General features: G+C 47.5%; 8 protein-coding genes. 2 read left to right on the top strand and 6 right to left on the bottom strand.

Annotation, left to right across the window (positions count from 1 at the left end):
* Positions 1-107: 107 nt before the first annotated feature.
* From VIM87_RS27520 to dnaA, 6 genes are all read right to left on the bottom strand, one after another.
* Positions 108-1946, bottom strand: coding sequence for an alkaline phosphatase (locus tag VIM87_RS27520; protein WP_332000091.1), 1839 nt, complete (start codon positions 1944-1946; stop codon positions 108-110).
* Positions 1947-2153: 207 nt separating this feature from the next.
* Entirely contained in the window at positions 2154-3617 is a 1464-nt protein-coding gene (locus VIM87_RS27515; protein WP_332000090.1) for a RagB/SusD family nutrient uptake outer membrane protein, read from the bottom strand.
* Between the two features lie 110 nt (positions 3618-3727).
* Positions 3728-7108 carry a TonB-dependent receptor gene (locus tag VIM87_RS27510; RefSeq protein ID WP_332000089.1) on the bottom strand — a complete coding sequence of 1127 codons (3381 nt, stop codon included), beginning with the start codon at positions 7106-7108 and terminating at the stop codon, positions 3728-3730.
* Between the two features lie 123 nt (positions 7109-7231).
* Complete coding sequence (locus VIM87_RS27505) at positions 7232-8161, bottom strand: FecR family protein (RefSeq protein WP_332000088.1); 930 nt, start codon at positions 8159-8161, stop codon at positions 7232-7234.
* Positions 8162-8354: 193 nt separating this feature from the next.
* The gene (locus VIM87_RS27500; protein WP_332000087.1) at positions 8355-8906 is read right to left on the bottom strand and encodes an RNA polymerase sigma-70 factor; all 552 of its coding nucleotides are present in this window, start codon (positions 8904-8906) and stop codon (positions 8355-8357) included.
* 174 nt (positions 8907-9080) lie between these two features.
* Positions 9081-10514, bottom strand: a complete 1434-nt coding sequence (gene dnaA, locus VIM87_RS27495) for a chromosomal replication initiator protein DnaA (RefSeq protein WP_089906380.1) — start codon at positions 10512-10514, stop codon at positions 9081-9083.
* Between the two features lie 550 nt (positions 10515-11064).
* On the opposite strand from dnaA, the gene VIM87_RS27490 reads away from it, so the two are divergent.
* Together VIM87_RS27490 and VIM87_RS27485 are read left to right on the top strand one after the other, a co-directional pair.
* Positions 11065-11457: a DUF3127 domain-containing protein gene (locus tag VIM87_RS27490; protein WP_089906378.1), complete on the top strand. Its 393-nt coding sequence runs from the start codon at positions 11065-11067 to the stop codon at positions 11455-11457.
* Between the two features lie 166 nt (positions 11458-11623).
* Positions 11624-12903: NAD(P)/FAD-dependent oxidoreductase (locus VIM87_RS27485; RefSeq protein WP_332000086.1), on the top strand; the 1280-nt coding region annotated here is incomplete at its 3' end.

Raw genomic sequence — 12903 nt, 5'->3', positions numbered from 1 at the left:
GTTATATCCCTTCTATGCTATGTACTTGTGGTGCAGGTGTAAGATGAGAGTTCTTGCCGCAATAATTTTGCAGTAAGCACAATATTTATTGTCTGTATTAGCTGCGTTTATTTACGTACTGATAGTATTTTCATGATCTTTTCAAAAAGCGCCGTATTCTCGTACACACCCCGGAAGTCGAGGGAATGCGGGCCATAGGCAAAAACCGGTACCATTACAGCCGTATGGTCATTGGTGCTGAAATGGCCGCTTACATATCCTTTTTGTATGTCGCCGCTTAACAGGCTTAGTCCGCCGGTTTCGTGATCCGCGGTTACAATCACCAGTGTTTCGCCATTGCTGTCTGCAAATTCCATAGCAGCGCCTATCGCTTTGTCAAAATCCATCATCTCTGTAACATTATAGGACACATTGTTGGCATGGCCGCCGGCATCTATCTGCGCGCCTTCTGCCATTACAAAAAAACCGTTTTTGTTATCCTGTAAAGTATGTATGGTTTTCTGTAAGGAACGGGTCAGGAAATCACCGCGGCCTTTTAATACGGGTACCACGGCGCTATCGTCCAGCAACAGCCATTTGCGGCCTGTTATGTTGTCCAGTTCTGCAAAGCGCGGGTAAATGGAAAACCCTTTTTGCTGCAGCTTCGGAGTAAGCGGCTGGCCTTTGAGCGGCTGTGTAAAATGCAGCCTGCCGCCGCCTATCATAATGCTCACGGGGCTGTTCAGGAAATCTGCAGCAATGTCATCTTCAAAAGAGCGGTCTGCCTGGTGGCCGTAGAACGCAGCAGGCGTAGCATCCGTAATATCGCCGGCGCTGATCAGCGCACTTTCCATACCATAACGCTGTATCAGCTGGGGTATAGGCGGATGGGCCATGCCGGTGGCATCTACCCCAATGTAACGGTTATTGGTTTTTTGCCCGCTGGCCATGGCAGTAGCGCCGGCAGCAGAATCGGTGATATAGCTATCCGCTGAGCTGGTTTTGGAAAAACCGATGTTGATCATCTGCAACAGGTTCAGTTGCCCGCGGTTACCGGTGTAGCCGGCATAAATTTCCGTAAGGCCCATGCCATCCCCGATCAGCAGTATCACGTTCTTTACTTTGGATAGCTTATCATTATTCACATAACGTGCTTTGTAGAGCGCATGCGTATTATCTGTAGACTGGTATTCGCCGGCAGGGCGGGTTTCCAGGTATTTTGAAAGCTCATCCAAATGGTCGGTGCCAATATAATCCACGCCCATGTGCGCCAGTGTGATCCAGGTATTTACGTTGTCCGGCGCGCCCCAGAAACGGATCTTTTTATGCAGCTGATGCACACTGTCTATCAGCGACTGTACGCGCTTTATATCTGCAGCTACCATTGTGCCCTTCCCGTTCCATTTCGTATACTCCTGGAAGTTATAGCTGAACAGGGGCATGCGTTGTAAGGCGCCTTCCGGGTAGCTCCCCGGTTTGCCGTCAAATAAAATATAAGCAGGGTATTGCGCCCACTTTGCCGGCAGGGGCTGGCTGCCGCTGATAACGATCTGCACATGTGCATTGCCGGTAATATCCGGGTATTGCTGTAATTGCTGCACCAGGGTTTGCATGGTGAGCACACTGTCTGTTTTAAAATCGATCAGCAGCTGTAAAGGTTTGCCATCTTTAAAAGCATTGCCGTTGTTTTTTTGGATCATGGCCCGTAGCGGCTGCAGGTATAAAGCGGCCAGTGTACGGCTGCTGTCAATATCTTTTTCGTTATGGGCTACATACAGCTGCCCGTTGCGGGCAAATACATCCGCTTCTATGGAGCCGAAATTCTTGTAATAAGCGGTATAAAAAGGCAGGGGATGTTCGTAGTCGTTATGTGCATGTGCATTGGCAGTAGTATGCTTAATGGTTTGCGCGTAGGCGGAGGGTAATATCAGGATGGCCAGTAAAATATTCCGGATGTGTTGTTGCATAAAGATGGTTAATTAATAATGTGCTAATATGCTGATGTGCCGGTTTTTGTTATGGATCAAATAAATATTCATGACCTGAACAGGTTAATAAATAAACCAGCACATCAGCATATTAGCACATCAGCACATTAAACTACGAATTTAATAATCGGTTTGATCATCTTTCATAGTTCGCAATTGATCATACTATTAAAAATTATGAGCGGTTTACCAGCCTGTGTTCTGGGTTACAACACCGCCACTGTTATCGATCTCACTTTGCGGCACAGGCCAAACGTTATGGATGGCCGGGTTAAAAGTGCGGGCAGGCCATACTTCGCGTCCACCGGTACCGTGCAGCGCTTTGCTGTAGGCTGCCTGCGCATCGCCCCAGCGTACCAGGTCATAATGGCGGTTGGCCCACTCACCGGCCAGCTCACAGCGGCGCTGTTTTTTCAGCTCATCCATGGTAGCATTGGTTACATTGGCTAAGCCGGCCCGGTGACGGATCTGGTTGATCTCTGCATCTGCATTTTTACCCTGCATCAGCTTGGCTTCTGCTTTTATTAGGATCACTTCTGCATAACGCAGCAGCGGCACGCACAGGTCCGTAGTAGGGTGGTCGCCGTTAGGGCTCAGGTGAATGCCGCCGGCATAGCTGAAAGGCTCCATGTATTTGCGGAACTGGTAGCCGGAAAGGCTGTTCAGCGATCCGTACACGGTATCTTTTCCCCAGAAGGTGAAATGGTCACCGGGTTTAAGAATGGTGGCTTCCCTGCGTTTGTCGCCGGTTTCATAGGCGTCATACAGCTCTTTGGTAGGCATATAATAACCCCAGCCGTTGTACTTGCCCCAACCTTTGTTTTCCAGCATTACACCGGGTAATATGCTGCCCCAGCCGCCGGTGCCTTTCATGGTGGAGTAAGCGCTCCAGATGTATTCTTTAGACCAGTTATTGGCAATGGTGAACACATCGCTGAAATTATCCAACAGCTGGTGTTTGCCGCTCAGGATCACAGAATCAGCATACTGTTCCGCATGCGCATAATCTTTTTTATACAGGAACATTTTGCTCAGGAACGCCAGGGCGGCTGTTTTGTGCGGGCGGCCGTAATCGGCCTGCGCCAGCTGGTCAAAATACGGTAGCAGGGCAGATGCCTGTTTCAATTCCTTCTCCGCGTATTCATATACTATATCCGCGCTGGCTGCACGGGGAATAGGTTTATCATTCAACAGGCTGTCGCGGTTAACGATGGGCACACCGCCATACGTATACGCCAGCTGGAAGTACATTAAACCGCTCAGGAAATAAGCTTCACCCAAAATGCGGTTCTTCAGCGCGGCGTCCATATTAATGGACGGCACTTTCAGGATAACATCATTGGCGCGTTTGATCACAATGTAGCGCAGCTTCCACTGTCCTTCCGTATAAGAGCCGCCTATAAAGTTGCGGTTAAAGTTCTTGATGTTATCGCCTTCCGCTTTTATACGGCCGGTAACCATATCATCGCTGGCATTAATGAACCACCAGTAACCGCGGCCGTAAAAGTTTTCATCGTCGAACTGCTCATACATGGCGTTAGCGCCGGCTATAGCATCTTTATCAGTGGTCCAGAAGTTGCCGGTAGTAGGCGCGCCTTCCGGCACAATGTCCAGCTTTTTGTTACAGGCGCCCAGCAGTACTATAGCCATAACTGCCGGCAGCATTTTATTTATAATCATTTTCATATTATCATTCAGTTTTTTAGCCATCAAATGTCTTCAGCTTTATGCTTTATGCCTTCAGCTTTATGCTTTCCGCTTTAAAAATTAACATTCAACCCAACCAGTATGCTGCGGGCCTGCGGGTAGCGGCCGGCGTCTATGCCGTATTGGTCCATACCTACTTCCGGATCAAAACCTTTGTACTTGGTAAAGGTGTACAGGTTATTAGCAGTAACGTATACACGCAGGCTGTTCAAACCTACCTGTTTAGTAAGGGCGCCTGGCAAGGTATAGCCCAGCGTTACGTTTTTAATGCGCAGGTAAGATCCGTTCTCAATATACCAGTCGGAGGTAGTGCCGTAGTTGCCGTTGGCATCGCTGGCATTAATGCGTGGTATATTGCTGTTGGGATTTTCCGGTGTCCATGCATTCAGAATGTCGCTGAGCATGTTGTAGTTAGTGCCTACGCTGGCGTTCATGTTAGTGTACTTCAGCGCGTTGAATAATTTATTGCCTTGTACACCCTGCATAAACAGGTTCAGGTCAAAGCCCTTGTAGCTGGCGTTAAAGCTGAATCCATAGCTGAAATCAGGATAGGGGCTGCCTGTAAACTGCCGGTCTTCATTCGTGATCATACCATCGCCGTTCTTGTCTACAAAACGAATATCGCCTGGTTTGGCATTAGGCTGTATCAGGTTACCGTCCTTGTTCTTATAATTATTTACCTCTTCCTGTGTTTTGAAAATGCCATCGGTCCTTACCACATAATATGAATACAGCGGGTGGCCGGTTTCAATACGGATGGGGGTAAGGCTGCTGCGCACATTAATGCTGTTGGGCAAAGTGGTTCTGCCTTCATCCAGCGACAGCAGCTTGTTATTCAGCTTGGTTAAGGTAATGCCTGCGCTGTATTGAAAGTCTTTACCGCTGCTGCCGTTATAGTTCAATCCCAGCTCAATACCATTGTCGCGGAACTTACCGGCATTTTTCCATGCGCCATTGCTTACACCAGCGGTGCTGGGCGGTGCGGTTTGCATCAGCATTTTTCCCGTGGTTTTCACAAAATAATCGGCCACTAATGAAAGGCTGTTGTTAAACAGGCCAATGTCGGTACCAATGTTCACCTGGCGTGAGTTAGCCCAGGTAAGGTAGGGGTTAGACAGGGCATCTTCCGCATAGCCGCCTATCTGTGTAGGATCAATGCCCATATAGATCTGCGTGGCTTTCATGGGAATGTTCAGCGCATTGCTGGGCAGGCTGGAGAGGTTGCCTAACAGGCCATAGCTGCCACGCAGCTTCAGGAAGTTGAGCCATTTAATGTCATGTAAAAAATCTTCTTCCGTAAGCACCCAGCCACCTGAAACAGAGTAATAATTTTCATAACGGTGATCGGCTGCTACGCGTGAAGTACCATCCCTGCGGCCTAACACTGTTAACAGGTACCTGTTCCGGTAATCATAGTTCACGCGGCCCAGGAACGATTCAATAGCCCATTTATCTTTTCCGCTGGAAGGTTTGTTAAGGATGGTGGCGTTATCGAAATAACGGTATTCCTTCCGTTCATCGTTAAAGCCATTGGCAAACACGGTCAGAAAATCGCCGTCATGCTGCTGAAAGGTATAACCGGCCAGTACGTTCAGGTGATGATCGCCCAGCTGTTTGTTATAGGTCAGTGTTTGTTCAGAGAGTATTTCAGAAAAGTTGTTGATCTGCTGGCGCAGCTCATTGCTGTTACTGATCTTACCGATCTCCGGCGCTTTGGTAGTAAAGCTCTTGGTGTTATCGAACGATTTGGTAACTGCAAAGTTGGAGCGGAACAGCAGGTCTTTGGTCAGCTGTATCTCTGCATAAGGGTTCAGGTTAATGTTGTTTACCGGCTCTTTATAATCCAGGCGTTGCAGGATGGCTACCGGGTTAGCCAGATCGCCATAGGCGCCGGCATATTGTTCAGGCATGCCGCTGAAAGCGCCGGTGGCGGTGTAAGGCGTTATATTACGCGGGTAACCCAGTGCAGTATAAATAACACCGGTATAAGGGCTGGTGGTGTTGGTGCCGTTACCGTTGGTGTAAGTGTAGGAAAGGTTTTCACCGATCTTTAACCAGGGCTTGATCTGCGCATCGGAATTCATGCGGAAGGAGTAGCGCTCACTGTAAGTGTTCAGCAAAATACCTTCGCCTTTGCGGTAGCCGAAACCCATGTAGTAGTGTGATTTGGCATTGCCGCCATTTACATTCACATTATAGTCCTGGATCTTACCGGTACGGAAAATTTCATCCAGCCAGTTGGTGCGGGTAATTTGTCCGTCGGGGTATTTGCTGGCGTCAAATGCATCCAGGCGCGGGTTACCGGCTGCATCAGCAGCCGTGTTCATTACGTCTGCAAACTGTTTGGCCGTAAGGGTGTTTAATTTTTTTGCCGCCATCTGGAAGCCTGCTTTGGCATCCAGCGTAACGGTGGCGGCGCCTTCTTTACCTTTTTTGGTGGTAATGATCACTACACCGCCGGATGCGCGTGCGCCGTAAATAGCGGCAGCAGCGTCTTTCAGCACGTTCATGGATGCAATGTCATTCGGGTTAATAGGGCCGCCGGTATAAATGGCGCCATCCACAACGTACAGCGGTTCTTCGCCGTTAATGCCACCCAGGCCGCGTATATATACTTTAGGTACGGAGGTAGGATCACCGCCCTGGTTTTGTACCACTACGCCCGGCGCCTTGCCCTGTAAGGCTTCTGCAAGGTCGTTCAGGGAGCGGGAGCTAAGCTTATCCAGCTGCACATCTGCTACTGCGCCGGAAAGCGTGGCTTTACGCTGGGTGCCATAACCCACTACTACCAGCTGGTCCAGGTTCAGCGCATTTTCCTCCAGCAAAATGGTGAAGCTGCGTTGAGCGCCCACCGGAACTTCTGCGGTTTTAAAACCCACCATGCTAACCTGTAATACCAGGTTGTCAGCAGCGGTTACCGACAGGGTAAAACGTCCGCCTGCATCCGTACCGGTACCAATGGTTGTGCCTTTTACTATCACCGTGGCGCCTATTAAGGGGCCGTTCTTATCTGCTACTGTACCGGCAAGAGTGATCTTTTCCGCCACCTGTTGCTGTGCAGAGCTGTGCTGCAACATTTCCTTATCATAAATAAGAATGGTGTTGTAGCGCTCTTCAAAAGTGAGCGATGTATTACGCAGCAGCGCCTGCAAAATATCTTCTACTGCGCTGGCTTTGTAAGTACCGGAAGTAACGGATACTTTTTGCAGGGCTGTTTCATCATAGGCCAGGCTGATACCCGCCGTGGTCTCTAATTTCTTTAATGCGCTGGAAAGGCTGCCGGCAGGCACCTGCAGCTGGCGTACTACTTTTTTAAGCACCTGTGCGGAGCCGGGTAAGGCCATGGCTACTGCGCTCACCAGCATCAGGGCCAGTGAGGCCGCAAAGGCCAAACGGTAAAAAGCGGAATGCAATAGTGGTCTGTTTTTTTCCATATGGGTAATTGTTAAGGTCATGACAAGGCCATTAGCTTTTAGCGTGCTTGTTTTTTACGCTAAGAGCTGCAGGTAGTTGTAGTTTTTTCTTAAATAATAGTCAGTGGTGCGTTATTGCCAGGCTTAATAGACAGTTAGTTGATGTTGCTGCATGCGGAAGCGGATTTTTGGTTTATAACTTATTTTTTCTACGATAGTTAATACCTGCTCCAAAGGCATAGCTGCCTGTAAGCGAAGGGTGTAATTCCCCTGCTGTGTATTCAGCCGTGTATGGGCCGTAATGCCATACTGCTCCTGTAACATATCTAACAGCTGCTGCAGGCTGGCATTACGCAGCACAATAGTGCCGCTGGCCCAGGCCATCGCATCCGGCAGCGCTACACTGTCGCGCAGCGCTGTTTTTTCTGCGGCTGGTATGGTAATGCGTTGTGCGGGTGTTAAAATGCCATAGTTATGTACCTGTACCTTGCCCGTTATTACGGTTACCCGGCAGGCATACAATTGTTTGTAAGCAGCTACAGAAAAGGAGGTGCCCAGCACGGTGGTATGTATGCCATTGCTTTCTACGGTAAAAGGTTGCTGCGGATTGCTGCGCACGTCAAAAAATGCTTTGCCCTGTAATAATTTAATAGTTCTGCCGCTGGGGGTGTATTGCAGGGTGGTATGTGCGCCCAGCATTACCAGTGAGCTATCCGGCAATAACAGGCGCTGCACGGCAGTGCTGTTGTTCTGCTGCGTAAGCCAGTGTGGCTGCCTGGGCGTAAGCTGCAGGCGTAATAAATAAGTGATGCCTGCCAGTACGGCAATGGCAGCTGCTACCTGCATCCAGCGTAAGCGCATTGGCAGCCTGCGGCGGGAGGGGGCCGTGGCCGAAAGAATGTGCTGCAGCATGCTGCGCTTTACCTGCTGCTTTTCCTCCGTGGTAAGTAAGGCCTGTTCCGGGGCTTCCTGCTCCAGCCGGTCCAGCCAGCGGTATAATAGCTGCTGCTCCTCCTCCGTGCAAAGGCCGTGTTTGAACTTATCCAGTAAATATAGCAGGGTAGCTTTGTCCACGATACAGCTGTCTTTTAGATAAAGACACGGCTGCGGAAGGGTTTAACTATTTTTTAAATCGGCTTAACAATTCGGTAACATTGGGCGTTATATAGGTAGGATGCTAAAAGTATGAGATAAACGCAAGGTCAGGTACATAAGTAATAAGCACAAGCAGTAGTTAACCGGAACACCCTATCTCCTCTTTATATCCTCACAAAAAGAACCAGGCAATTGAATTCCACCTGGTTTTTAAACGTTGTAAAGCAGTATTCAGCTGGTTACGGATGGTTTGTTCGGAGGAACCCGTACGGGCGGCTATTTCAGTCACAGACAGGTTTTCAATACGGTGCAGGTAAAATACATTTTTCATTTTCGCCGGCAAGGTATTGATAGACTGCAATAGTTGTTGTTCGGTTTCTTTTCCCTGCAGGGCTTCCAGCAGCGAATTATCGCTATCAAGGGCGGCTTGCCGGAACGCAGCTACATGGTGCTCATACACCTGCTGGTCCCGCAATACGTTCAGCAGGCGGTTGCGCAGCGCCTGGCGCAGGTAAGGGGCTACGGCTTTTACCTGTGGCAGCGTACTATGTTTTTCCCAGAGGTGAATGAATAAGCTTTGCAGGGTATCCTGGGCAAGGGCGGGATCTCTTAATATTTTACAGGCATAGGTAAAGAGGGGCTCCCAGTGTTCATCAAACAGCTGCTGAAATGCAGTAGCATCCCCTTGTTGAACCCTGTCCCATATCGTAGCCTCGTATTGCATATGGCTATTGCCCCTCAAAGATATTAACTGCGTGGAAAGTTTTACGCATGAACGAATTTATGAAATTGTTAAGGGTTAACAGAGTATAAAAAAAGAAAAATGTCCCGGCGTGAGCCGGGACATTTTTTCCAATAAGGTTAGCAGGGTTATGTTGCAGGGATAGGGAGGGCGCGCTTACATAGCGGCCAGTTGCACTTTTTGTTGTAATTCGATCACGCTGTCGCGGAAGGTAATATCAGTATCCATCAGGTCTTTTACCGTTTGGCAGGAGTGTATCACCGTAGTGTGGTCTCGGCCGCCAAAATGTTCGCCAATGGTCTTTAAAGAATTTTTCGTAAATGATTTGGCCAGGTACATGGTGATCTGGCGGGCCTGTACAATTTCGCGCTTGCGTGTTTTCTGCAGCAGCTTATCATAAGGCACATCAAAATATTCGCATACCATCTTCTGGATGCTTTCAATGGTGATCTCTTTGGAAGATGTTTTCACAAAAGATTTCAGCACGCGCTTAGCCAGCTCCAGGTCAATCTCTTTCCGGTTCAGGGAAGATTGTGCCAGCAGGGATATTAACGCGCCTTCCAGCTCGCGTACATTGCTTTGTATATTATAAGCCACATACTTGATCACTTCTTTCGGCATCTCCAGCCCATCGTTACGCATCTTCATTTCCAGGATCTCCATGCGCGTTTCAAAATCAGGCACCTGCATGTCAGCGCTCAGGCCCCAGCGGAAACGGCTCAGTAATCTTTCCTGTAAACCATCCAGGTCTTTGGGCGGTTTATCGGAAGTTAAGATCAGCTGCTTACCGGATTGGTGCAGGTGGTTGAAGATGGCAAAAAAAGCATCCTGCGATTTTTCAGCACGGGCAAAGAACTGGATATCATCTACGATCAATACATCTATCAATTGATAGAAATGTATGAAGTCATTAATAATACTGTTCTTGGAGTGATCAATAAACTGGTTAATGAATTTCTCCGCGCTTACATATAATACCGCCTTGTTGGGATGTACTCTTTTTACCTCGTTGCCAATGGCCTGTGCAAGGTGCGTTTTGCCTAAGCCTACGCCGCCATATACTACCAGGGGGTTAAACGAAGTACCACCGGGTTTCTCCGAAACCGTTTTACCCGCCCTGCGGGCTACACGGTTACAGTCGCCTTCTATAAAGGAATCAAAAGTGTAGTTGGGATTGAGCTGTGAGTCAATCTGTACACGTTTGATGCCCGGTATAACAAAGGGATTCTTAACCGGATTTTGTATGGTTAACGGGAAGTCCACTTCACTGTCTTTCTGGAGCTTCGTGAACTGCGTAGGCATATTCACCGTTTTGGGATGCTGGTGTGGTGTTCCATTTTCAACTACTATTCTGTACTCTAACCTTGCCTCTTTACCTAATTCCCTTTTGATGGTTTTTCCTAACAGTCCAACGTAATGCTCTTCCAGATATTCATAAAAAAACTGACTGGGGACTTGGATCGTTAAAACATTGTTTTCAAGTTTGATGGGCTTAATAGGTTCAAACCAGGTTTTAAATGGCTGCCATTCCACAATATCCCTAATTATATTAAGACACCTTTCCCAAACTTGTTCGCAAGTTTTATTCATTGAGATTAAAAAAATTATATTGTTGTTAATTAAGGATGTTCTCGAATTCAAAATTTTCCAACGGTGGATGCCGGAAAATTTTCAGACAGGACGACGAATATCTGTAGAAAATGTTGAAAAAAAAAATTTTCCTACCCTTGTTTATCTCCATCTGTTTACAGTCTTTGTCCTCCTGTTTGGTGTTGCTTTTTCCTTTGTTTATGCGTTGATTTTCATTGTGTATTACACTAATACAATAAAGGTAAAATACACTGGTCTGATATACAGTTGCTTCTAATTTTGATTAACCTGTTTACCATAGATATGCTATATGAAAGATAAAATAACATGGTACAAAAAAAATGATGTTTACAACTCGTTAACAAAGTTCAACGCGGGTGTAAAACTATGTTAGTATCTGCATTAAAAAAAATGTCGTTCCTATATCAAATACCGTGCAAATTTGTTATATGAACGCCGGGCCGTGCATAGCCTGTGTAAAATTTATTTTCCGGCGAATCCTTTCAAAAGCCTATCTTTGGCGCATCTGAACAGTTAAAAAATTATTTTTATGAGTTTTGAAATCATAGGAAAGCTGATCGTAAAATATAATACGGTTCAACGCAGTGAAACCTTTAAAACAAGGGAGTTCGTTATTGAGAAATCAGATGATATCAATGGCCGGGTTATTAATAACTATATTAAATTCCAGTGCGTACAGGACCGTACCGGTATTGTAGACCGTTATAATGAAGGCGAAACCGTAAAAGTATATTTTAATATAAAAGGCACCCGCTGGGAAAAAGATGGTAAAGTGAACTATATCACTAACCTGGATGCATGGCGTATGGAATCTGTAGTAGCCGGCGCAGCGCCTGGTGCAGACCGCATGCCTAACTATAATACCTCCCAGGAAGTACCGGCCTCCCAAAGCGGAGGAGATTCTGATGATCTTCCGTTCTAAGTATTGTTTGCGATTTGCTTTCAATTTAATTCTAAGTATAACTACTTAAATGAATAGTAAAAGGTGAGAGGTGATTCATTCACTTTTCACCTTTCACTTTTTCCCTGGTCATACATAATTGCCATACATAATGGCTGCATTGTTTTAGGATAAATACCTAACCTGCATGATACAACAGCTCTCTTTAAAATTATTGCCGCAGGAAGCGGCCTCAGATACAGCCATCACCCAACAGGCTGCAGCATCCCTGGGCATTCCCGTCAGGAATATTACCGGTTACAACATCTTAAAACGTTCTATTGATGCCCGCTCCCGGCAGCAGGTATATTATATATTAACGTTACAGGTATTTGTGGATGAGCCTTTCCATGCACGTGAAGTTTTCATACCATCATATGAGCCGCTTGGCCTGAATGCACCGCGCGTAGTAATTATAGGCGCAGGGCCGGCAGGATTATTTGCCGCATTACACCTCATCAGCGCAGGTTTTAAACCCATTGTGCTGGAACGCGGGCCCGATGTGCGCACCCGCCGCCGCGACCTGGCTGCATTAAATAAGAACGGTGAGGTAAACCCTGAATCCAACTACTGCTTTGGAGAAGGCGGCGCCGGCACCTATTCAGATGGTAAGCTGTATACGCGCGCTACAAAGCGTGGAAATGTAGATCGCGTGCTCAACGTTTTTGTCCATTTTGGTGCAGCAGAAAAAATATTGTATGAAGCGCATCCGCATATAGGCACTAACAAGCTGCCGCATATTATTACTGCTATGCGCCAGCAGATCATTGACAGCGGTGGTGAAGTACACTTTAATGAAAAGGTGACACAATTACAGTTGAAGAATGGCGCTATCACAGGTGTAAGTACCGCTGCCGGACATACCTTTGATGCAGCGCATGTCATACTGGCTACCGGCCACTCTGCTCGTGATATTTTTGAAATGCTGTATCAGCAAAAGATCCTGATTGAAGCCAAACCCTTTGCGTTAGGTGTACGCGTTGAACATCCGCAGGCATTAATAGATAGTGCGCAATATCATTGCGCGGTACGGGGCGAATACCTGCCGCCTGCCAGCTATAGTTTGGTTGAGCAGGTAGAAGGGCGCGGCGTATTTTCTTTTTGCATGTGTCCAGGTGGCATTATTGCACCCGCTGCTACTAATCCTGGTGAGCTGGTGGTGAATGGATGGTCGCCCTCCAAACGTAATAACCCCTTTGCCAACTCCGGTATGGTAGTAACGGTAGATGAAACAGACTTTGCTCCCTTTGCAGATAAAGGCCCTTTGGCTGCCATGTACTACCAGCAGCAGGTAGAGCAGCAGGCCTATAAAATGGGCGGCGGTAAATTCGTAGCGCCTGCACAACGTATGACGGATTTTGTGAACGGCAAAGTATCCGCCACCCTGCCGGATTGCTCTTATGTACCCGGCGTGCACAGCACCAACTT

It is taken from the genome of Chitinophaga sp., assembly GCF_036569125.1.
Taxonomy (GTDB): Bacteria; Bacteroidota; Bacteroidia; order Chitinophagales; family Chitinophagaceae; genus Chitinophaga.
This window is presented reverse-complemented; position numbering and strand designations above follow the sequence as displayed.